Here is a 23070-nt window from a genome sequence, read left to right as displayed (position 1 = left end):
ATTATTTTTATAAATCATAAAAACTCCTTACCGAAATAAGGAGTTTTAGTTACTGTTTTATTTAACTTAAAATTTATATGTTAATCCTGCAATTAAACTACGTAAACGTTGAGGTGTCACTGTAGACCATCCTGAATAATACTTTTCATTTAATGCGTTATTCAATTTTAATGTGATATTAAATTTATTTGTATCGTAAGACAAAGCTGTGTTTACAATAGTGTAACTTGGTAATGCAAAAACACCTATTCCATCTCTATTTAAAGTTTTGTATTCACTAGCATGATTTCCTCCAAATCCAATTCCAAATCCTTTTAAATTTCCAGTTTGGAAAGTATAATTAGCCCACAAATTAACCAAAGTTTCAGGTCCTGCAGATTCTGGTCTTAAACCTAAATATCCACCAGCTGGACTATCTTTAGTAACTTTTGCATCATTATTACTATATCCAGCAATAATATTTAATCCATTTACTGGATTTGCGATTAAGCTCAATTCAATTCCTTTGCTTTCTGATTCTCCACCTTGTATTGAATTGTTTGGATTTGTTGGGTCTACAATTACTGTGTTTGAAACTGTGATGTTATAATAACTTGCTGTTAAGGCTAATTTGTCTTTAAAAATATTTGTTTTAACACCAAACTCATATTGATTTGCATGTTCTGGGTCAAAAGATTGTAATCTTTGATTAGTACCATCAACATTTGAAACTGTAGTTGGAGCAATGTTTTTAAATCCATTCATGTAATTTGCAAACACAGATACTTTATTAAGAATTGGTTGGTAAACAATTCCAAATTTTGGAGAAACTGCTGTTTGGTCAAAATCATTATCACTTGTTGAAGTTGAAGATTTAAATTGATCAATACGTAAACTTGCCATTACAGAAAGTTGAGGTAAAATATTTAAAATGTTTGAAGCATAAGCACTATAAACTTCATTTATTGCTGAGGTGTTTCCACTGAAAGTTCCAACTAATAAATCATCAACACCAGCTTGTGTTAAATCTCCATCATCTTCACCATCTTGAAGAGTAACAACTCCATTACCAACCCAACCAGAACCACCGTTAAGTATGTTTGACTTATAATAATCTAATCCAACAACTAAACGATTTCTCATATTTCCAAGATTAAAATCACCAATAAAGTTTTGTTGGATGTCTGTTGTATAAGTTTCTCCATTTAATTTAGCAATATATCTTTGAAAGCTATTTCCATCAGACATGTCATATAAATAATGGTAGTATCCATTTGTTTTACTATTTCCTCTAGATAAAACTGTTTGTGAAGTCCATTTAGAAGATAATTTATACATCATTTGAGCTTGTAAACTAAAAGTTGGATTGCTTATTGTTAAATCATTTGAGTTAAATGAATTCTTATAGTTTTTTTCAAATAAATCAATGGAACTAAATGATAAAGGATTATTTCTATTTAAAAAAATCATTGGATTATTGGCTGATTCTCTTTGAGTGAATTCTGTATTTACTAAGAAATATAATTTATCATTCACAATATGTTTTAGAGAAGGAGCAATGAAGAATGATTTATTAAATCCAGCATCTTGAAAACTATTTTCTTTTTGATACGCTGTATTGACTCTTAAAAGAGTGCTTTTATCTTTATTAAGTGGCATATTGATATCAGCAGTTACTCTATCAGAACCATAAGAACCAGCATTGTAGCTAATTTCTCCACCGAAATCTGATTTAGGTTTTTTTGTCACAATATTAATTAAACCACCATAAGAAATTAAGCTACTTCCAAATAATGTTCCAGAAGGACCTTTGATAACTTCTACACTTTCAATATTGGAAGGATCAATTGTTCCATTATTTATTCCAGGTAAACCGTTAATCATTGTTGGTTGAACAGAGAAACCTCTCATTGAATAATATTCTGCACCATCAGTTCCACGGCCAGTTGATTCCCACAAACGAGTTACTCCTGTTGCATTTTTTAGAGCATCATTAAAATTAGTAACTACTTGATCTTTTAATAATTCAACAGGTATTGAATTATAAACTTGAGGATTTTCAATATCGTTCAGAGGCATTTTAGAAACATTTTGACTAGTTTCTTTTTTGTATTTAATTTCATTTTTTGCTTCTAAAATGACTTCGTTTAAATACTTAATAGTATCTTTTTTGGTTTCATTTTCTTTTTTTTCTTGTGCATTTGCACTATAGATTCCTAAACATAATAGAGATGAAAGAATAATTTTTCGCATTGCTTTATTTAGATTTAATTAAAATAACACGACAAAAATAATAGCTGTGTTTTTAATGACAAAATTTATTTAGACTTATTTTAAATAAAGTTTTTAAGAGTCTGATTTTGAGTTTGTAAAAATCAATAATTTTATGAATAACAACTAATCGTTTTTTTCATTAACTTTGCACTCCTAAATAAATGCAGTAAAATGTTAGAAAGACTTCAATATGTAAAACAACGTTTCGATGAGATATCAGATTTGATTATTCAGCCTGATGTTATTGCCGATCAAAAACGTTATGTGCAATTAAACCAAGAATATAAAGGTTTAAAAGACTTAATGGAAAAACGTGAAGAATTAATCAATATAACAGGAAATATAGATGAAGCTAATGAAATAATTGCTGATGGTTCTGATGCCGAAATGGTTGAAATGGCAAAAATGCAATTAGAAGAAGCTAAAGAACGTTTACCTCAATTGGAAGAAGAAATCAAATTTATGTTGATTCCTAAAGATCCTGAAGATGCTAAAAATGTAATGGTAGAGATTCGTGCAGGAACAGGTGGTGATGAAGCTTCTATTTTTGCTGGTGATTTATTCAGAATGTATACTAAATATTGCGAAAATAAAGGTTGGAGAACTTCGGTAGTTGATATGAACGAAGGAACATCTGGTGGTTTCAAAGAGGTAATTTTTGAAGTAACTGGTGAAGATGTTTATGGAACTTTAAAGTTTGAAGCTGGTGTTCATCGTGTGCAACGTGTACCTCAGACAGAAACTCAAGGTAGAGTTCACACTTCAGCAGCAACTGTAATGGTTTTACCTGAAGCTGAAGAATTTGACGTGCAAATTGATATGAATGATGTTCGTGTTGACTTTTTCTGTTCGTCTGGTCCTGGTGGTCAATCGGTAAATACAACAAAATCTGCTGTTCGTTTGACACATATTCCAACTGGTTTGGTGGCTCAATGTCAAGATCAAAAATCACAACATAAAAACAAAGACAAAGCTTTAAATGTTTTACGTTCGCGTTTATATGAAATGGAATTGGCTAAGAAAGAAGCTGAAGATGCTACAAAAAGAACAAGTCAGGTGAGTAGTGGTGACCGTTCTGCTAAAATTAGGACTTACAATTATGCTCAAGGTCGTGTAACAGATCACAGAATTGGTCTTACTTTATACGATTTAGGAAATATTATGAATGGTGATATTCAAAAAATTGTAAGTGAATTGCAATTGGTAAGTAACACCGAAAAATTAAAAGAGTCAGAAGTTTTTTAATAAACTAAGCATATATAAAAATCAAAAACAGCGAGATAATTCTCGCTGTTTTTTTTCCCCGAAAGTATGGCTTTTTGCCAAACTTACATACATAATTGTTTTTCAACAATTATTTTTTTGCATCTGCGTTTTCTTCAGATTTAGACCCCATTCTGTTAACAGTATACATTGGAGCAAATTTTAGTTTAATTCCAGCGATTTTTCTGTTATCTTCAGAAGACAAACCTTCGTTTTCTACAGTATTTTTTCTTGTATCTAAAGCTTCATAGGCCAATTTAATTTCGTCCCAATCTTCTCTTGAATAAGCATCTTTGTTTTTCTCAACTGTAGCATAAAAGTTTTCATAAACGCTTAAAATGTTGTCTTTGTTTACCCATGCAAATTTCATGTCATCACTAACATAATTATCTCCAAAGAATGATTTGTACAATACCATTTTTGAATTTTCACCATCCATTTTTTGTTTTTCGGCTACAACTTTTACTTTATATTCATCATATTTCATTGTTGCGTTATCTACATCTTTTTGTAGAGGTTCTTTATCTGTTGCAGTTGCTACTGAACTTTCAGCATCCATTTTCATTTTTTCATAATCAGCTTGAATAGCGTCCCAATTTGCTGCAGCTTCTGCTTCTGCTACATTACTTATTGAATCTACATATTTTTCATATGAATCTACTGATTTTTGAGCCATTTCTTGATTTTCATCTTTACACGATGTAAATGCTGTTGCCAATGCAACTAATCCTAAAGTTAATTTTAAATTTTTCATCTTTTTGTGAGTTTTTAATTATTGTATAAAATTATTTATTCTTGGGTGTTTAGCTGTTATATAATTTTTTCAAAGTGTTATATAATTAGCTTTGTTGAATTTGCAATTTTTTTATTTGAACAAACCAAAATACTATGTGTTTTCATCCACTTTTTTAGAAATAAAATTAGTAACTCCATATTGCAAAACATAACCTAATAAGTTTTTCAATATTGAATTTGATTTACCAATTAAAAGTCTTTTTGAAAAATAGCCTCCTGCTAAACTAACTACAGTTTGAAGTAAATTTGACTTAATACTTGGAGATTCTTTAAAATCTTCCAGTGCTTGATTCAACATATTTATTGGTTTTACACTTTCATAAGTTGAAGCTAATTGATGTTTTAGTTCGATAAACTTCAAATCTCTTTTAAGTTCCAGCTCTTCAATAGCTAAGTCTAATCTTTCGTTTTGGTCTTTATATGGTTTCATTATTTGGTGTATTTGATTTATTTCTTTTAGCTTTCGTTTTTAATAATTTAGCGATTACCAAATTGGTTAATGGTAATTTTAGCATTTTATCACTGAAATAATAAACCAATATGGATAACACTAAATATATTCCTGAAACAATTAAAAAACCTAGATACATTTCACCTAGTTGTTTACCAATATAAAGACTCAAGGCTATGTTTATAAATAAAGTAAACATTGCAACAACCATAATTAAAATTAATCGAGCAAATAATGATGAAAGTACATCAGCTGCTTTATCAATTGCATTAAGTCTAAAAAGCTCTATGTTTAAATCAACATATTCTTTAGCTTTTTCATATAACGCTTCCATGTTTGTTGCAATATTATCCATTTTTATAATTGTTTAGTAATTTCTTCTTTGGTGTTATTCGCTTCTTTTTTTCCTTTTTCTAGCAATTCTTCCCCTTTACTTACTAAAGTGCTATATTTTTCTGAAACAGTATCTAAAAATTCATCGAAACTGTCTTTTAAACTGTCTTTAGCTGCATTGCTTTTATCAGCAATTTTTTTTCTGGTTTTAGATCCTTTGTCTGGAGCAAATAATATTCCTAATGCTGCACCAACTGCAACTCCACTTAATACTCCAACTATTGTTTTACTTGTTTTCATAATATTTTTTTTTAAATTGTTATTTTTATATTCCTCTTCCTCTTATAAGTCTTAATAGAATGGCAATTACTGCAATTACTAATAAGATATGAATTAATGAACCTGCACTGTATACAAAGAACCCAAGGGCCCAAAATATCACTAATATGACTGCAATTAGATATAATAAGTTTTGCATGATTTCTATTTTTTATGGGTTAATGAATTAGTTTAATTTAAGTGCTACATAAACACTAATATTGCTGTTTTTTGCATCTGGAAATGTATAAGTGGTTCCTGCAAAATCTCTTTCCTTACCAACTGTAGATAAACCGTAGTTATAACGAGCTCCAATTCCAATTGAATTAAAGTCAAAACCTAAACCAGCTGAAAGTCCAACGTCAAACTTGTTGAAATCATCATTATTAAATTCTTCTTCAAAATTGATATCTCCATCACTGTTTTCGTCTGTTACTTTTGCATCAATTAAGTAAGCAAAATAAGGTCCAGCATGAACATTAATATTGTCTGTTAAATTGATTTTTAATAATAATGGTACTTCAATGTAGTTTAGTTTGAATTTTGTTGCACCGCTTGCAAATGCATTGTCATATTCTAACTCAGCACCTTTTCTACTGTATAAAAACTCAGGTTGAAAAGCCAATGAACTTGTCAATGGAATTGATGCATAAAAACCAGCATTAAAACTTGTTAATACATTGTTGTCATCAACATCATCTGAATAAAGGTTAGAAAAGTTTACACCACCTTTAACACCTACTTGTGCATTTGATGAATCATTTGTTTGAGCTTGTACATTTGTGAATGTTGTTCCTAAACAAAAAATAAGGGCCGAAAATAATTGAATTCTGTTTTTCATAGTAATTAGATTTAATTTGATATTTTTTTTTCGTTTTCTACATTACAAAGATGCAACAGGTTTAGAGCTATTTCGTTATAATATATTTTTGATGTTTTATAGAATTTCCATTTAGGCTTTTTTTCTATTTTTTTAAATAAAAAAACTCCTCTTGATTTTAGAGGAGTTTAGAAATATATTGCAGAATGGATTAATTATTTAAATCCTTCTTCAGAGAGTTTTTTTTTTATTACGTCTAATTCTTTATCTACGTTTTGAATATTTTTTTCTTTAGAGACAACTTCTACATCATGAATAAAATCTGCAAATTTTGAAGGTTTGATTGGATTAGAAAATTTGATAGCATAACTTTTTGCAAATTCAGCACCGAAATATAATATTACAGATGAATAATAAACCCAAACCATTAATATTACAAAAGAGCCTGCAGTTCCATATACATCTTGCAGATTGGAGTTGGCAATATAAAAGGAGATAAGAAATTTTCCAATCATAAATAAAATTGCTGTTGTAAATGATGCTAATCTAACTTGTCTCCATTTTATTTCTGCATCAGGTAATATGGTGAAAATGGCTCCAAATAATAGTGAAATTATTGTAAATGTTATTAAATTATTTGCAATATAAACAATGTAAAAAGCTGAGTCTGAAAATTGAGAAAATAAGCGATTGCTTAAAGTATCCATTATTGTGGAAACACCTAAAGAAACCAACAGAATAAATCCAAAACTACCAATTACTCCAAATGAAAGTAAACGAGCTTTTATAAATAGCCAAAAGCCCGATTGTTTTTTAGGTTTAATTCCCCAAATAGTATTTATAGAATCTTGAATTTCTGCAAAAACTGAAGTTGCTCCAATTAATAAAGTTATAACTCCAACAATTCCGGCAAAAGTTCCTTCATTAGATAAAGCTAAATTTTCTATTATATTTTGAATTTGATTAGCACTGGCTGGTCCAACAAAGTTTTTTATTTGATGGTATATTGTTCCTTCTATAGCTTCTCTTCCTAAGAAGATGTCAGATAAAAATAAAATAACTAGAAGCAATGGACCAAGAGAAAACATTGTAGTGTAAGCCAAAGCTCCACTCATTTTTAATACTTTATGTTCTAAAAAACCATTGAAAGCATTTTTAATAACTTCAAGTAACTCTACAATATATTTTTTTACTGAGTCCATTTTATAACTCTAAAAATTCTTCAAGTAAATCGTTGTTGCTTAATAATACTTCTTTTGATTTGTCTGCAAAAGCTTTGAATTCTTCATCTCTTGAACCTCTTTCAATTGAATCTAATATTTTTATTTGATTGTTAATTTCTTTTTCAAGTAGAGAAATTAAGTAATAACTAGAATTGATTCCTTTTAAGAAACTTTGATTTAATTTTAAATCAAAAATAGGTTCTGGAATGATTATTAAATTTTCGTCAGTAATTCTTTTTAATTCAGATTCAATTTTTTGGTGATCTTTTTTAATTTTTAAAATTATTTTAGATTCTTTTAATTCCTTAGAATTATCAAAAGCAATTGAAGCTATATCAATTATTTTTTTATTTGTTTCGTTTAAAACCGCAACAGTTCTGAAATTGATTTTTGATTCAATCTCTGAATTATTTTCATTGTACATAGAAGTACTAAAGTCTCTTTCTTTTTCATCGTTGCAAGACAAAAACAAAATTAAAACTATAGCAACTGAGTATGTAAGAGTTCGTAATTTTGTGTTGTTTAACATAATATAATTTTAATACAAATTTCTAAAAAAAAGACAGTATTTGACTTATGAAATTAAAATTTAATTTTACATAATTCCCATACAATAGGTGTTGTCTTAAAAAAAACTAAACTGGAATATAAACAGTAAAAGTAGCTCCATCACCAAGTTTACTCTTTGCAAAAATTTGCCCATCGTGTGTTTCTACTATCTTTTTGCAAATTGCTAAACCAACTCCAGTTCCTTGATATTCAGTTTTTCCATGAAGACGATTGAATAATAAAAATATTTTTTCAGCATTTTCTTGATCAAAGCCAATTCCGTTATCTTTAAATTCAATTTTATGATATTTTTTATTGGTATCGTCTTTTAATGAAGGTTCGTTTTTAGCAATTATTTCTTTTGAACTAATGTTTATAACTGGAGTAACATCTTCTTTTGAATACTTTAGAGAATTACTCAATAAGTTGGTGAACAGCTGTTGAATTTGAAAGCTTATTCCTTTAATTTTAGGTAATTCACTATGATTAATTATAGCTTTCTTGTCTTCAATACTTTGAGAAAGTTCGGATAAGGTATTGCCTAATTGTTCATTTAAATCAATTTTTTCAAATATTTTTTCGGTTCGATTATTTCTTGAATATTGTAACAAGTCATTAATAAGTACTCGCATTCTATTTGAAGCTTTTTCAATTCGAGTTAAATATTCTTTACCAAAATCAGATAAATTATCTTTTTCTTTATCATTAATTCTTGAAATGAAAGTTTGAATTTTTCTTAAAGGTTCTTGTAAGTCATGACTGGCCACATGATTAAATTCATTTAACTCTTTGATGTTTTGTTCTAGTTCTTTATTTCTGTTTCTAAGTTGTTCACTCTTGTTATAATCATCAGTAACATCTTGGGTTGTTCCAATCATGCTTTCCGTTCCACTTAAATCAACAAACGATTTTGCAATTGTTTTGAAATGCCTAATTTTTCCATCTTTCCTAATGATTCTATAATCCATGTTAGGAATTTCCTTTGTTTTTAGAGCACTTTCATTGGCTTCTATAACAATATGTTTGTCATCTGGATGGACAAATTCTAATAATTTTTCAATTGTAGGATTAAATGATTGTGGTTTGCAACCTAGCAATCTAAATTTATTATCGGAATATTTAAATTCAAATGTGTCATAGCTCAATACCCAACTTCCATACTGACCAAGTATTTCTGCTTGTCTACTAGATTCGTCAAATATTTTTAATTCTTTGTTTGCGCTAATTAAATCTTCATTACTGCTTTTAAGTAATTCATTTTTATAGTGTTCGTCTGTAATGTCAACAGTTACACCTAAAACAGTTTTGTTTCCTAAATCATCGACAAATAATTTCCCAATAGACCTTAGGTAGCGAATTTCATTATCTTTTCTAGTAATTCTAAAATAAGAATAGGGAAGATGTTCGTCTTTTAAAATTTTATCAAAAATATCATTTACTATTTGATAATCTTCTTCATGAACAAATTTCATAAAATTTTCTTGACCTGCTTCAAAAGATTGTGGTTCAGTACCTAAAATTCTATATAAATTATCAGAATAAACTATAACATTGGTGTTTAGATTCCATTCCCAAGTTCCAAATTCAGATAAAATTTCAGCTTGATAACTTAAAAATTGAGACTTTTTTAGTTTTGTATATGCAGCTTGTAGTTTGTCAACATCTTTTGTAGTTTGATTGTAAGCAAAGATTAAAAGTACAAGAGTGATAAATAATATTCCTAAGGTTAATATAGGTGTTAGATAAATTTGATTGTTATATTCAGAATTTCGTGCTTTTAGATAACTTTCTTCTAAGTCAACCATTTCATTTAACTTATTTCTAATGTCTACCAATAATTTGCTACTTTCTCTAAAATTTTTTTTGAAACTAGAACTATTTGTAATGTCAACTCTTCTACTTTGTTCTGAATACGCTTTCATGTATTCATATCTTTTGTTTACTATTTTAAATAAATCTTGCAGATTTTCTGACTGTCTTTTATTATCTAGCGTTAATTTTTTTAAAGATAAAAAAGTATTGTTTACGTTTTTTGTAGCTGTTCTATAGGGTTCTAAATAAATAGTGTCTTTAGATATTAAATAACCTCTCATGCTGTTTTCAGAATCTTTTATATATGAAAAAAGATGTTCTAACTCTAAATTGACTTCATAAGTATGCATTAATAACTTTGAAGAATCTGAGATATTGTTGATATGTTTAAAAGTAATTGCCCCAATAAAGAGGATTACAAATAAACTTATCGTAAAAATAATTTTGTGAAAAATGGAGGATTTATGTTTTATATCTTTTAAAGGCATTATAGTCTAAGTAAAAAATTTTCTTTGTTTAAACCACTAGTATGATATTGCCAATTGACAGTAACAACATCTGATAATATTTTTTTCAAATCATTGAAGTTACTTGGCTTTTTGATATAGATGTTGGCACCCAAAACAAAAGTATTTTCTACATCTTCTTCAGAGGAAGAAGTTGAGTAAATAGCAATAGCAATGTCTTTGAATCTTTCATTTTGTTTGATTTCTTTTAAACATTCAATTCCGTTTAAAATAGGCATATTTAAATCTAGAAAAATGATATTTGGCAATACAGTTTCCGGATGATCTAGAAAATTAATTAATTCTCTACCATTTTTAACAGTGTTAACGACAGTGTTTATTTTTAATTCATCAAAAGCATCTGTAAAAAATAATCTGTCATCTTCATCATCATCAGCCAAAGTAATTAGGATATAATCTTCTTGCATATTTATTTTAGTTTATGTTTTTTGTTGCGTTTTCTCTACGTTTTTTTATAATTCTTTGAAACGCAGAAGGTGTTATTCCTGTTGTGTTTTTGAATTGAGAGCTTAAGTGAGCTACACTTGAATAATTTAATTTGAAAGCAATTTCTGTTAAAGATAACTGATTGCTTATAATCAACTGTTTGGTGTATTCAATTTTTTGAATTATAATAAAATTTTCAATAGAAGTATAAGTCACCTCAGAAAATAAATTAGATAAATAACCATAACTGTGTCCTAACTTATCTGCTAAATAAACCGAACTTTTTACATTCACATTTGTGTCTTCATTAAAAACCATATCAACAATTGTATCCTTTATTTTTTGAATTAAAATTGATTTTTGATTTTCGACTATTTCAATTCCATATGGATTTAGTGAATTGCTAAATGCTTCTAATCTTTCGTTGGATAGTTTTTCTAAAAATTCGATTTCTCCAAACCCTAAAACTTTGTGTTTTATCTGATGCTCTTCTAATTTTTCCTCAAGAACTTTTTTGCAAATTGAGTTAAAATCAAACTTTATAAATACTTTCATAGGTTATACTTTATTCCGTAAATTTATTAAAATTAAAATGATTTTTTTTAATTCTTATCAATTCTTTCGTATGAAACTGTTGTTGTTGGTAAATTAAATCCACTTGCTTTTAATTTTTTATAAATAATCAATTGTAAATCAGACTTTAGTTTTCCTCCTGGAGCTTTTACTTCATCCGTTCTGTACCAATAATAGACACCAATATTTACAATATCATTTTCTATTTTATCAACTAAAACAGCATGAGTTGGAATGTTTAAAACAAATTCATTTTCTTTTAAAATTGCATCTATCATATCAAAAGCTTCATCAATTCGATCATCATGTGAAACACTTACAATAAAATCATTTCGCATTAATTCATCAATAGTAAAATTTTCAAGGTTGTTTTTTAAGATTGAAGCATTTGGAATATAAGCATCAATTCCGTCTAAAGTTTTTATGGTTGTTGAGCGTAAACTCATTTCAATTACTCTTCCTTTTACATTGTCAATTTGGATTAAATCTCCAATTCTAAAAGGTCTTTGAAATGCCATTAAAATTCCAGCCAAAAAGTTTTCTCCTATATCTTTAAGTGCAAAACCAATTATAAAAGTTGACAATCCAGCTGCAGCTAAAACTTTATTTGTTACATCATCAAAACCTAAAATTCCTAAACAGATTACAAATAAAATAACAGTTAGAGCTAATGAAATAATACTTAAAATAAAGTCAGCAACCAACGGATCATTTGCTTTTGAAACAATTATTTTTTTAGCATATTTATTGATTAACTTGATGATTAGTAATCCAATAATGAATATAATTATTGAAAAGATAATAGTTGGCAATTGATCAATTAAGCTAAACCAAGATTGATAAAGCGATTGTTTAAAAGTTTCTATTTCTGGATTCATATTAGTTTATTTGTTTTTTTTAGCCTCTTTTTCAGCTTCTTTTCTGGCTCTTTCTTTTTCTCTTTCTTTCTTTTTAAAGTAACCTCTTAAGAGAAAGTTATGTTTAGCAGCTTCCATGTTTTCTTCAAGCCCTTTGGAACTTTTTCTTAAATTTTCCATTGTTCTGTCTAGATCATTGGCCATGTCTTCATCATTCATAAGTTTTCCTATGGTTCCTTCTCCGTCATTGATGTCGCTTAATAAAATGGCTAATTCATTGGTAATAATTTCTGCATTTCCAGCAGTTACTTGAATAGATGAAAGTATGTCATCAAATTCTACAGGTTCAAAAGATTCAATTCGAGCACCATCTTTAACTTCAGGAGATTTTGTACTTCCTTGTGAAATCGTTAAAATTCTATCACCAATTACACCTTCAGAAGCAATAGAAGCTTTGCTATCTTTCTTAATGAATTTTTTTACATCACTATCAATCGAAGCAATCACGTTTACCGTAGAATCATTAATAATTTGAATGTTTTCTATAGTTCCTACGGAAATTCCTGAGAACCGAACTTGACCACCAACTTGCAAACCACTTACATTGCCAAAATTTGTACTGATTTTAAATTTTGAACTAAATAGATTTTGATTAGTTCCAATAAAAAATATTATGATAAAAAGGATTAGTAATCCTAATGATACAAAAATACCTAATCTAACTTTATATGCTTTTTTATTTGTTGTCATGATTTCTTAATTAAAAAATGATTGTATGTATGGATCATTATCTTTTGTAAACTCTTCTAAACTTCCTTCTTTATAAACTTTTCCGTCTTTAATCATTACAATTCTATCAGCAACTGTTTTAACACATTTAATATCGTGTGTAATTATTATGGAGGAATTATTAAATTTTATTTTGGTATCGTTAATCAAATTGCTTATTTCATCTGAAGTTATTGGGTCTAATCCTGTTGTTGGTTCGTCATAAAGAATGATTTTAGGATTTACAACTAATGTTCTGGCTAAACCAATTCTTTTTTTCATTCCACCAGATAATTCAGAAGGCATTTTGTCGATTGAATCAGGTAAGCTTACATTTTCAAGAGCTTCTTCAATTTTATTGGTAATTTCTTTTTTGGAAAACTTTTTATCCAATCTTGAAAGAGAAAATGTTAAGTTTTCTCGAACGGTCATTGAATCATACAAAGCAGCTCCTTGAAATAGGAAACCAATTTTTCTACGAACTTCAATTAAATCTTCTTCATTTATATTTGTTAATTCATAATCTCCAACTTGAATGCTTCCTTCGTCATGTTGCAAAAGACTAACAATACATTTTATTAAAACTGATTTTCCAGAACCAGATTTTCCTAAGACAACTAAGTTCTCTTTTTCATGTAGTTGCAATGTAACTCCATTAAGCACTTTTTGATCTCCAAAACTTTTTTTGAGATTCTTTATGTCAATTATTATATTTTGAGGTGAATTTTCCATTATAATAAATCAGTTATTTGTACAGCAATTAAGTCTACAATGATTAATAATAATGAAGCCGTAACTACAGCAGAATTTGCAGCAATTCCAACACTTTCTGTTCCTCTACCAGCATTATAACCTTTATAACAACCCACTAAACCAATGACTGCTCCAAAGAAAAATGATTTAATTAAAGCTGGAACAATATCAATAAATTCAACGCTTTTAAATGCTTGTGTGATAAATAATTTTAAACTAACATCGTCTTTTATGTTTACACCTAACCAGCTTCCAAAAATTCCAATAGCATCAGCATACAAGGTAAGAATTGGAATCATTACTGTTGCTGCTAAAACTCGAGGTATAATTAGAAAATTTACTGGATTTGTATTGGAAACTTCCATGGCATCAATTTGTTCGGTTACTCGCATTGAACCTAATTCTGCACCCATACTTGAACCAATTTTTCCAGCACAAATTAAAGCTGTTATAACTGGTCCCATTTCTCTAATGATTGAAACTGCAACCATTCCTGGTAACATAGCAACTGCTCCAAAATCAACTAATGGTGGTCTTGATTGGATGGTTAAAACCAAACCAATTATGATTCCAGTTATAGAAATTAATCCAACTGATTTGTTTCCTATTTGGTAACATTGTTTTAAAAATTCTTGAAATTCTAATGTATTAGAAAACAAATTTCGAGTAATGTTTTTCAAATAATCCATAACATTAGCCACATTAATAAAAAATGAAATACTTTTTTCTTTTATGGCTGAAAAAAATGACTTGTTATGTGAATATGAAAGTATTTTTTTACTCATTTTACTTTAAAAATTATTTTAACAAATTTAAGTCTGATAGGTTTGTTTGGATTTACATAATTTTAGTTTTTTATTATATAATATACTTTGATTGCTTAACATTTTATAAGTTTTACCTAAAATCTTGTAATAGAATAACTGCTTAGTATTCATAGTTTTGAGTAAACTTAAAAACTAAAATTATGAGTAAGATAGAAAACCTATTTGAGGAAAAAGCAATTGAGAAATTACAGAAATTGATTAGCGATACAAAAACATGTTTGTTTTGTACAGATTTAACTTCTTTGCCGATAACCACAAGGCCAATGGCAAGTACAAAAGTGGATGATTCAGGAAATTTATGGTTTATAAGTTCCTCACAAAGCAATAAAAATTTTGAAATTAAAACAGATAATAGAGTTCAACTTTTTTATACCAATACTAGTGATAGTGAATTTCTAACTGTTTTTGGTAATGCCCAAATTTTTAAGGATAAAGTAATCATTGAAAAATTATGGTCTCCTATTGCAAAAGCTTGGTTTGAAGAAGGAAAAAAAGATCCAAATGTATCCTTAATTTGTGTTAAACCATCAGATGTTCATTATTGGGACAATAAAAATGGGAAAGTTATTTCCTTATTAAAAATTGCAACGCAAGCTGCAACTGGCCTAAAAATGGATATTGGTAGAGAAGGAGATTTGAAATTTTAAAATTGAAATAATTCCTATAAAAAAAAAGGTTTTTCATTAAGAAGAACCTTTTTTTTATTTTATGAATATGCTTTGTGAATGTCATCTAAAGTCTTGATTGATTCAAATTCAATTTTGATACTATTGTAATGATTACTTAAAATATTTCTTAAATCCATTGTTATGTATTCTTTGTCTAAAATATCTTCAAGATGATTTAAAATATCTTTTTCAATACTAATGGATTTTTCAAGAATTGTTTGATCATCATTTTTTGAAGAATTTGTTTGCTTATAATTTGAAATATTAATATCTGCTTCAAAGGTTAATTCTTGAGATTTCATTAAAAAAGTTTTCAATTCTTTTATTAAACTATTCCTCTGTAAAACTTTTGAATTCAGGTATTTCTTCAAACTTTGATTAGTTACGTTTTCTGCAAAATTTTTATATACTTTTTCAGTAGTTATGGCTTTTGCTATGATTCCTTGAATTTTATGATTAATTACTGTATTTGATTCCATAATATAATTTTAGATTTAACTTAATACATGTGTCTAAGTTAGTATTCCAAAATATTTTTGAGTTATAAAATTATAGAAATTAATTTCAAGATATACAGTCATTTAGAAAGGGTATCCAATCGCTAAGTTGAAAATTAAGTTTTCTTTTCTCCAAGTTCTATCTCCAAAATCAATAGCATCAATTACCCATTCTTCACCTTTTGGTAAATATGGTTTTCTTAATGGAAAAGCTAAATCAGTTCTAAGAATCAAAAAATCAAAATCAAATCGAAGTCCAACACCAGTTCCAACAGCTAATTGACTTAAAAATTGATTTGAAAACTGTGCTCCTGGTTTTTCAGCATCTTCATTTAGTAACCAAATATTTCCTGCATCAACAAAAGCAGCTCCTTTTATAAAATCGTATATTTTTCCTCTAAATTCAGCATTCATTTCTAATTTTAAATCACCTGATTGGTCTGGTAAAAATGAATTGGTTGTTTCATTGCCATTGAAAGTTCCTGGTCCAATAGACCTTGCTCTAAAAGCTCTAATACTACTTGTTCCACCAATAAAAAATTGTTTTATAAAAGGTAATTCTTTAGAATTTCCATACGGAATTCCTGCTCCAACAATAATTCTACTGACAAATCTTGTTTCTTTATTGAAATTATAATAATGACGAAATTCAGCTTCAGCTTTTGTGTATTGGCTAAAAGGAACTCCTAAAATAGTTTTTGGGTTGTTATAATCATTTGCTCCTAAAATTAATCCTAAAGAGTTTCCTGATAAATCAATTCCACCTCTAAAATAAATGTTGTTTTTTTTGTTTTGCAACATTGTATTTGTGAAAGTATAGGAATAATTTGTGCCAAAAATTAACTGTTTGTCAATCACTTTTTGAAGAGAAGGATTTGCAGCAATTTGCTCTTTATATAAATCAGAAACATTGTTGGATGAGGTAAAAGCTATATTTAAAACCTTTAAATCATGTTCTTTTCGTTCGTTTTCTTTCCAAATATATCCAAAAGAAGTATTTAAGGTTTTTAGAGAATATAATTGTGTTCGTAATTGGTATTCGTATCCGATCGATGCTTTTGTGTTTGGAACATAAGCACTTCCTGAAGTCATTTTAAAAGGTGAGATAAATCGTGGCCAAGTTAAACTGGCTTCACCACCAAAACGATACACATTGAATCCATTATTTTGCCCAGAAACTTGAACTTCTAAACCTGCAAATGCTGATATTTTTAATAATTCAGCTCCTTTGAAAGTATTTCGATTGCTCCAATTGATGTTTAATTCAGTTCCGGAATAATTGGCTGAATTGGTTTTGGCTAATGTTTCAATTTGAATGGATTTTTTTGGTAAAGCTGTTAAATAATAATAAGCATCTAATTGATTTTCTTTCGAACTATTATTTTCTACAAATTCATTTTTAACAAACTTAAATGTTCCTAAAGTAATTAATCGATTTAATGATAAATTGTGAATTCTTCTATTGTATAAATCTCCTTTTTTAAACAACAATGTTTTTTCAAAAATGATAGGTCTAAATACTGTTCGGTTATCAATAATTGTCAAATCTTGATATTGAATAGTGTCCATTTTTCGTGAAGCGATTGTATCTCTTCTGATATTAAAACTTGGATACACGAAAATGTTGTTAATCTTATATTGATTTTTTGCTTTTTCAGGAATATCACTTTTGATTTTTAAAATTAAATCCACTTCATGATTGGCAACCGTGCTATCCACTTGAACTAGCAAATAATTTTCATTGAAATAATAAAACCCTCGTTCTTTTAAAGTTGCATCAATTCTGGTTCTTTCATTTTTTATTAGGTCTAAATCATATGGATTGCCAACTTTTAAAAGACTATTTTCTTTGATGTTATTAATTTCTTGACTTAAAAGAATAGAATCTTTTGGAAAAACAACACTTTTAATTTTATACTGATTGTTTAATTTTATTTGATAATTAGCTTTTGCTTTTTTGCCACTTCTGGTTGAATCAGCTTTTGAATTTGCATTAAAAAAACCTTTATTCTCAATATAGTTTTGAATGACTTTTTTGTTGTATTCTAAATCAACTTTACTCATCAAAACAGGTTCTTTTCCTAATTTATATTTTACCCAATGTTTAAAACCTTTATCTTTTTTTACTGTATCATAAATGTTATAAAAAAAGATACCAGGTCGCATTCCTAAAATAGATTTATTTGGTTTTGGACGAATTAATTCATCTAATTCAGACTTTATTGCTTTTCTAGTTTTTTTATCTTCTTTTCCTTTTTCAATATCAATAGTATGACCAACGTACAATAAATCTCCCTCAGGAATTTTATGAGTTCCGCTACAGCTCAAAAGGATTGAAACTGCTGAAAATAGTAAGATGTAATTATTTAGTCTCATTCTTTTTCCTGTCTTTTATGTTTCCTTTTCTTCTGTCTTTACGATTTTTTTTGAATAATTCTCTAAACTTATTATAATTCATGGTGATGATAAAAGCAACTCCAGTTTCTATAACTTGTCCTTGTAAAGCTACTTGATAATTGTTTTTTCTATAAGCTCTAAATTTATAACGACCATCTTTTGTAATTAGATAATCTGCAGTTACATCTCCTGCAATTGTTGAGGCTTGTTGGTTTTCTTGTTGTGCTCCTTCAAGGCCAAAACTGCTTCCAACAGTAACTTTTAATCGATCATTTAATAATTGTTTTGAAAGTCCAACATTCAAATCTGTTCTTTCTTGTTTTTGACCTGATGAATAATCTTCAGTGGCTTCTAAATCAAAGTCTAATTCAAAACCTTTGATTAAATCTCCTGCTAAATTATTTAATTGTTGGGATAAAATTTTACTAGCACTTTGTTTGGCCAAGTAAGCTCCACTAACACCACCAGTTTCGCTTTCAAAAGGGTTTTCACCAATAAATCTATTTAATAATAACAAAGCAAAAACTTGTTTATTCAAAGCATCATCGTCACGTCTAATTTGTTCTAATTTGGTTTGTGTTGTATTAATTATTTCAGCCGAAACGGTATTGTTTCCATCTGGTAAAACAATGTCAAATGAAATTTCAGGTTGCAATAATTCTCCTTTCATTTTTAATTCTGTTTCAAAAGGAATTCTTTGTTTGTAAGTGTTTCTCGTCTCAGCAGGAACATCTCCTAATTGATCACTAACTAAATCTAGCGGTGAAGCATCAACTTTATAAACTGCTGTGATGTCAACGTTTGCAGTTGTTGGTTCACCAGTCCAAAGAATATAACTTCCTGGCTTGATATCAAATCTTCTTTTGATTAAATTAAAATTCATTTCATAAGCACCACCAGAAAATTCATATTTTCCAGTTAAAGTTGTTTTCCCTGAAGGATCAATTCCACCAGTTAATTCAGCTTCACCTTGTAATTTTAAATAATCTCCATTTGCTTCATCTATGATAATTGAGATTTCTGCTTTTTTATCAATGACAATATTTACCGAAGCATCAATTCCTTTTATTTCTGTTTGTGTAATTTGTTTTGTTGGGTCTTCAACCGTAATTAAAACAGGTTGGTCTTGATCTATAAATTCAACAATTCCTTCTCTGTCAGCAATGGATGGATCACTTTGAGGTAAAACAATTGTGAACTTTGTGTCTTCATTTATTTTGATAGTTCCATCAATAATTGGACTTTCTAATGTTCCTTTGATTCCTAAATTATTGTCCAAATATAATTCACCATAAAACAAATCATTGTCTTTGGCTTTTGAATTTACAGCTCTAAAGTTTTTAGCAATTACGTTTAAATCAAATCCTAAATTGGTATAATCTTGACTATTAATTGAACCGTTTATAGTTAATGGATTTCCGTTTTCGTCTTGTAATTTAAAGTTGTCAAAAAGAATTTTATTAGTATTGAAAACAATATTGTCGTTTATTAAATTAAATTTTGAATTGAGTTTCACAACAAGAAAACCTGCATCATTAAATTTGATATTTCCGTTTATATTTGGATTTGAAGCTTTACCAGTAACATCTAATTTTCCATTTAAATAGCCTTCACTTTCTCTTAAATTATCTAACGTAAAAGGTTGCAAAGATTTCATTTGAAGTTTTTGAATGTCTACAAGAAAATCTAAACTTTCATTGCTAATGTTGTAATTTCCGTTAATATTTAATTCATTTTCAAAACCTGATAAAGTTACGTTTGCACTGTATAAATTTGTAGTTTTATTGTCCACTTTTAGATTAAGATTTCCTACAGTATCATTTTTGATTTTGAAATCGTCAATGTTTAAATCAGCCACAAATAATGGAGTAGTGGTGATATTTTTAATTGTTGCTTCACCATTTATTTTTCCACCAACTTCATAATTTGATTTAGCTATACTGGTTAACGATTCCAATTTAAAGTTTTCAAATTTTGCTACAATTGGAGAAGTAGCCGAATTGGTTTCTGATTGAAGTGAAAAAGATTGTTGGTTGTTTTCGATTTTGAAATCTGAAACTAAAATTCCGTTTTTCTCTATTTTTATGCTATTTCCATTGTCAATTTTCCAATCTTCGTAATTCAATAATAATTTTTCAGGATTCAAACTGATGATTGATGCTCCTAAACTATCTTTATACATTCCAGAAATGATGTATTTGTCTTTGTTTTCTGCATCTTTGATATTCAAAGCATAATCAACAGTATTGTCTTCTAGTTTTCCTACCAAAGTTGTTCTTGGAATTTCAAATTCTGCATTTTTAATTTTAGCTAACGATACATCATACATCAAAGCATTTTCTTGTGTAGTTACTTTTAAAACACCACTTGAAATTTCATTGTTTGCATAATTTAATCTTGGAATTGAAGCATTTATTACAATGGAATCGTTGATAGAATTATAACTTCCATTAATTGTGATTTCAGATAATTCAGTAAGTTCTGGAATTATTTTTTTTGTGATTTGATTGTCTTTGATGACGAATTCAAAATCTAATTTTTGTTTTTCTTTGCTTGGAACATATTTTTTGTCCAACTGATAATATTTTGAAATTGAATTAGTCAATTGATCAGCAATAGTTGAAAGTTTATAATTTCCAGAAATTAAACCATTGGCAAATTGAGATTTTAAGATAATTGAATCTTTTTCTAAATTTGAAATTGCTCGAATACTAATTGTGTCCAAAGGGAATTGTTCTTTTTCTAAAGCCACTAAAAAATTATTGGCATTAACAATTCCATTCAAATTGTCTAGATTTAAATCTTCAAAATTAGCTGTGATATTTCCTCTCATTTTTAAAGGACCAGCATGAAGATTCAATTTATTCAAATCCACAAGTTCAATGTTTAACTTCAAATCTAAAGTTGGTTTTTCTGAATTTGATGAGCCTTTTGCATCTAAAACAAAGTTTAAATTTGGATCAGTCGAACTTGCATTGGCAACAAATAATCCATTATCAATGTTTCCGTTAATGTTTATGTTGTTGTAATCGTATTCATTGAATCTTGCTTTTACAATTTTTGAAGTCAGTTTTGCAGTCATTTTTGAAGGATCAAGACTTTTTCCGTTTATGGTAGCATTTGCAGTTACTTTTCCAAATTGATTGTTTTTGATGAATTTACCTAAATCGAAATTTTCTACACTTGCATCAGCAATATATTTTTCATCATTTTTTCTAGATTGATCAAAAGTAGCTTCCACAATTGCATTTCCAAGTGAACTTTTTACATCTAAATTGGTTTGAAAAATATTTATACTTCCTTTAAAATCTCCTTTTACATTAAAATTTTCTGGTAATTGAATGGTAGTTGGGATAGTGTTTTTTGGAGTAAAAGCATAAATATCTTTTGATGTACTTTGGAAATTTATAATGTTTAAATCAAAGAAAGTATTGTCAATATTTGGTAAACCTGTGATTGTACCTTTTGCGTTAATTTCTGTATTTCCAATTCCATTTGCATTATAAGTGTCTATTCTTAAATTATTTATTTTCCCTTTTACAATTGCATTAAAATTTACAATTGCATTGGGATTATTTCTAAAAATATCATTTGAATTTAAATCTGGAACAAGTAATAAAACATCTTTAAAACCAAGTCTGCTATTTTCTAAATTCGCATCTAAAGTCAAGTTTTCTATGTTCTCACTAATCGATTGGATAGAAGGATAACTTACTACAATGTTATCTTGCAAAGTAGTTTGAGGTGTTTTAAGTGTTAAGTTTTTCAATGAAGCACCTTTGGAATTGTAGTCGAATTCAGTAGCCAATTCGTCTAATCTAAAACCACTTTTTTCGAGGAAAGTGAATGAATTAATAGTTCCGCTATAAGCATCATTATTGATTGCAAGAGAATTCCCATTGAAGTTTAAATCGTTTATTTTTAAATGATTAAAATCAATTCCTTTTTGCGTTTTTAATTCATTATTGTTGTCAAATTCTAAATTAAATTTGGTTATTGAAATGTCTTCTACATCAATTTTCCATGTTAAACCTGATGAGGTGTTTTCATTACTTTCTTGAGTAGTTTGCTTGGATTTTGTTAAGGTAAGTTGGCCATTAGTTTTATTTAATTCAATCGATTTTAAGGCTATAACTTGTTTTTCTAAATCAATTGTTTTGACTTTTGTTTTTAGATTTTCAAATTGAATTTTGGTATCTAAATTTGTGATGGCATCTTTATATGTAACATCAATATTTTCAAGATTAATGTCTTTAAGTTTTAATTTTAAAATGTTTGTGTCAGCTTCCTCTTTAATTTTTTGAGTGGCTTTTTTGCTAGCTTCAACTAAATCTTGATTTAATTTAAGTTTTAAACCTTTTAAATTAATTTCAGGAACACCAAAAGTTAAGTTGTTCAAATCAAATTTGTCAATTTCAGTATCAAAATGATTTACATATAAATCAACATTATTTTTTGCTACAGCATCTTTGTATCTGAATTTTATATCGTTTAAATTGATTTTTTTGATGGAAATTTCCATTCCTTTCTCATCAGTTTTTGGCTCGTTAGGAGTTTCAAAAGCTTTAATGATATAGTCAAAATTATAAACAGAATCTTTATTTACACTAATATTAGCAGTTATTTTTTCTAAATCAATTGAATTTATTTCTACTTTATTACTTAATAATTTAAAAAGATTAATGTCAATTTTTAGAGATTTTCCAGCTAATAAGGTATCGTTTGATTGGTCTTCAAAATAGACATCATTTAAAATTATTTTTTTTGGAAAACCAATGTCAATTGTACCAATTTCGACTTTTGTTTTAATTTTTTCTTGTAGAAATATTACGGCTTTATCTTTAGCTAAATTTTGAAAATAAGGAATTTGTATGAGTAACAATAAAAGAAAAATAAGCCCAATTATTGAGCCTATTATCCATAAAATTACTTTTAAAATTTTTTTCTTTTTCAACTTCAA

At 27.9% G+C, this 23070-nt stretch carries 21 protein-coding genes; 2 read left to right on the top strand and 19 right to left on the bottom strand.

The window, feature by feature from the left end; translation table 11 throughout:
• Positions 1-66: 66 nt before the first annotated feature.
• Entirely contained in the window at positions 67-2232 is a 2166-nt protein-coding gene (locus ACFO3U_RS13390) for a TonB-dependent siderophore receptor (protein ID WP_379743439.1), read from the bottom strand.
• 192 nt (positions 2233-2424) lie between these two features.
• Between ACFO3U_RS13390 and prfA the strand changes: the two genes are divergently transcribed.
• Positions 2425-3498 carry a peptide chain release factor 1 gene (gene prfA, locus ACFO3U_RS13385; RefSeq protein WP_379743436.1) on the top strand — a complete coding sequence of 358 codons (1074 nt, stop codon included), beginning with the start codon at positions 2425-2427 and terminating at the stop codon, positions 3496-3498.
• Between the two features lie 109 nt (positions 3499-3607).
• Here the strand turns inward: prfA and ACFO3U_RS13380 are convergent, their stop codons facing one another.
• From ACFO3U_RS13380 to ACFO3U_RS13310, 15 genes are all read right to left on the bottom strand, one after another.
• Positions 3608-4270: a hypothetical protein gene (locus ACFO3U_RS13380; protein ID WP_379743433.1), complete on the bottom strand. Its 663-nt coding sequence runs from the start codon at positions 4268-4270 to the stop codon at positions 3608-3610.
• A gap of 132 nt (positions 4271-4402) precedes the next feature.
• The gene (locus ACFO3U_RS13375) at positions 4403-4741 is read right to left on the bottom strand and encodes a hypothetical protein (protein ID WP_379743430.1); all 339 of its coding nucleotides are present in this window, start codon (positions 4739-4741) and stop codon (positions 4403-4405) included.
• Positions 4728-5117: a hypothetical protein gene (locus ACFO3U_RS13370; RefSeq protein WP_379743427.1), complete on the bottom strand. Its 390-nt coding sequence runs from the start codon at positions 5115-5117 to the stop codon at positions 4728-4730. The genes ACFO3U_RS13375 and ACFO3U_RS13370 overlap by 14 nt, the downstream gene beginning before the upstream one ends.
• Before the next feature lie 2 nt (positions 5118-5119).
• The gene (locus ACFO3U_RS13365; protein WP_379743425.1) at positions 5120-5395 is read right to left on the bottom strand and encodes a YtxH domain-containing protein; all 276 of its coding nucleotides are present in this window, start codon (positions 5393-5395) and stop codon (positions 5120-5122) included.
• A 25-nt stretch (positions 5396-5420) separates the two neighbouring features.
• Positions 5421-5573: a lmo0937 family membrane protein gene (locus ACFO3U_RS13360; protein ID WP_379743422.1), complete on the bottom strand. Its 153-nt coding sequence runs from the start codon at positions 5571-5573 to the stop codon at positions 5421-5423.
• A 27-nt stretch (positions 5574-5600) separates the two neighbouring features.
• The gene (locus ACFO3U_RS13355) at positions 5601-6254 is read right to left on the bottom strand and encodes a porin family protein (RefSeq protein WP_379743419.1); all 654 of its coding nucleotides are present in this window, start codon (positions 6252-6254) and stop codon (positions 5601-5603) included.
• A 194-nt stretch (positions 6255-6448) separates the two neighbouring features.
• The gene (locus ACFO3U_RS13350; RefSeq protein ID WP_379743416.1) at positions 6449-7435 is read right to left on the bottom strand and encodes a YihY/virulence factor BrkB family protein; all 987 of its coding nucleotides are present in this window, start codon (positions 7433-7435) and stop codon (positions 6449-6451) included.
• Position 7436: 1 nt separating this feature from the next.
• Complete coding sequence (locus ACFO3U_RS13345) at positions 7437-7985, bottom strand: hypothetical protein (RefSeq protein ID WP_379743413.1); 549 nt, start codon at positions 7983-7985, stop codon at positions 7437-7439.
• A gap of 106 nt (positions 7986-8091) precedes the next feature.
• The gene (locus tag ACFO3U_RS13340; protein WP_379743410.1) at positions 8092-10167 is read right to left on the bottom strand and encodes a sensor histidine kinase; all 2076 of its coding nucleotides are present in this window, start codon (positions 10165-10167) and stop codon (positions 8092-8094) included.
• 137 nt (positions 10168-10304) lie between these two features.
• On the bottom strand, positions 10305-10751 hold the full coding sequence (locus ACFO3U_RS13335) for a response regulator (protein WP_379743407.1): 447 nt from the start codon (positions 10749-10751) through the stop codon (positions 10305-10307).
• A gap of 7 nt (positions 10752-10758) precedes the next feature.
• Entirely contained in the window at positions 10759-11325 is a 567-nt protein-coding gene (locus ACFO3U_RS13330) for a helix-turn-helix domain-containing protein (RefSeq protein WP_379743404.1), read from the bottom strand.
• Positions 11326-11372: 47 nt separating this feature from the next.
• Positions 11373-12221: a mechanosensitive ion channel family protein gene (locus ACFO3U_RS13325; RefSeq protein WP_379743401.1), complete on the bottom strand. Its 849-nt coding sequence runs from the start codon at positions 12219-12221 to the stop codon at positions 11373-11375.
• A 6-nt stretch (positions 12222-12227) separates the two neighbouring features.
• On the bottom strand, positions 12228-12950 hold the full coding sequence (locus ACFO3U_RS13320; RefSeq protein ID WP_379743398.1) for an MlaD family protein: 723 nt from the start codon (positions 12948-12950) through the stop codon (positions 12228-12230).
• A 6-nt stretch (positions 12951-12956) separates the two neighbouring features.
• Complete coding sequence (locus ACFO3U_RS13315) at positions 12957-13700, bottom strand: ABC transporter ATP-binding protein (protein ID WP_379743395.1); 744 nt, start codon at positions 13698-13700, stop codon at positions 12957-12959.
• On the bottom strand, positions 13700-14506 hold the full coding sequence (locus tag ACFO3U_RS13310) for an MlaE family ABC transporter permease (RefSeq protein WP_379743392.1): 807 nt from the start codon (positions 14504-14506) through the stop codon (positions 13700-13702). Before ACFO3U_RS13310 ends, ACFO3U_RS13315 begins: the two co-directional genes overlap by 1 nt.
• Positions 14507-14688: 182 nt before the next feature.
• On the opposite strand from ACFO3U_RS13310, the gene ACFO3U_RS13305 reads away from it, so the two are divergent.
• Positions 14689-15195 carry a pyridoxamine 5'-phosphate oxidase family protein gene (locus tag ACFO3U_RS13305; RefSeq protein ID WP_379743389.1) on the top strand — a complete coding sequence of 169 codons (507 nt, stop codon included), beginning with the start codon at positions 14689-14691 and terminating at the stop codon, positions 15193-15195.
• A 59-nt stretch (positions 15196-15254) separates the two neighbouring features.
• Here ACFO3U_RS13305 and ACFO3U_RS13300 read toward each other — a convergent pair whose 3' ends face one another.
• The 3 genes from ACFO3U_RS13300 to ACFO3U_RS13290 form a co-directional block, all read right to left on the bottom strand.
• On the bottom strand, positions 15255-15695 hold the full coding sequence (locus ACFO3U_RS13300; protein WP_379743386.1) for a ferritin family protein: 441 nt from the start codon (positions 15693-15695) through the stop codon (positions 15255-15257).
• 102 nt (positions 15696-15797) lie between these two features.
• Positions 15798-18089: a translocation and assembly module lipoprotein TamL gene (gene tamL, locus ACFO3U_RS13295; protein ID WP_379743383.1), complete on the bottom strand. Its 2292-nt coding sequence runs from the start codon at positions 18087-18089 to the stop codon at positions 15798-15800.
• Positions 18076-23064 carry a translocation/assembly module TamB domain-containing protein gene (locus ACFO3U_RS13290; protein ID WP_379743380.1) on the bottom strand — a complete coding sequence of 1663 codons (4989 nt, stop codon included), beginning with the start codon at positions 23062-23064 and terminating at the stop codon, positions 18076-18078. Before ACFO3U_RS13290 ends, tamL begins: the two co-directional genes overlap by 14 nt.
• Between the last annotated feature and the right edge of the window lie 6 nt (positions 23065-23070).

Source organism: Flavobacterium ponti (assembly GCF_042652765.1).
In the GTDB taxonomy this organism is placed as follows: Bacteria; Bacteroidota; Bacteroidia; order Flavobacteriales; family Flavobacteriaceae; genus Flavobacterium; species Flavobacterium ponti.
Note: the sequence above shows the minus strand (reverse complement) of the source record. Positions and strands in the feature narration are given on the sequence as shown.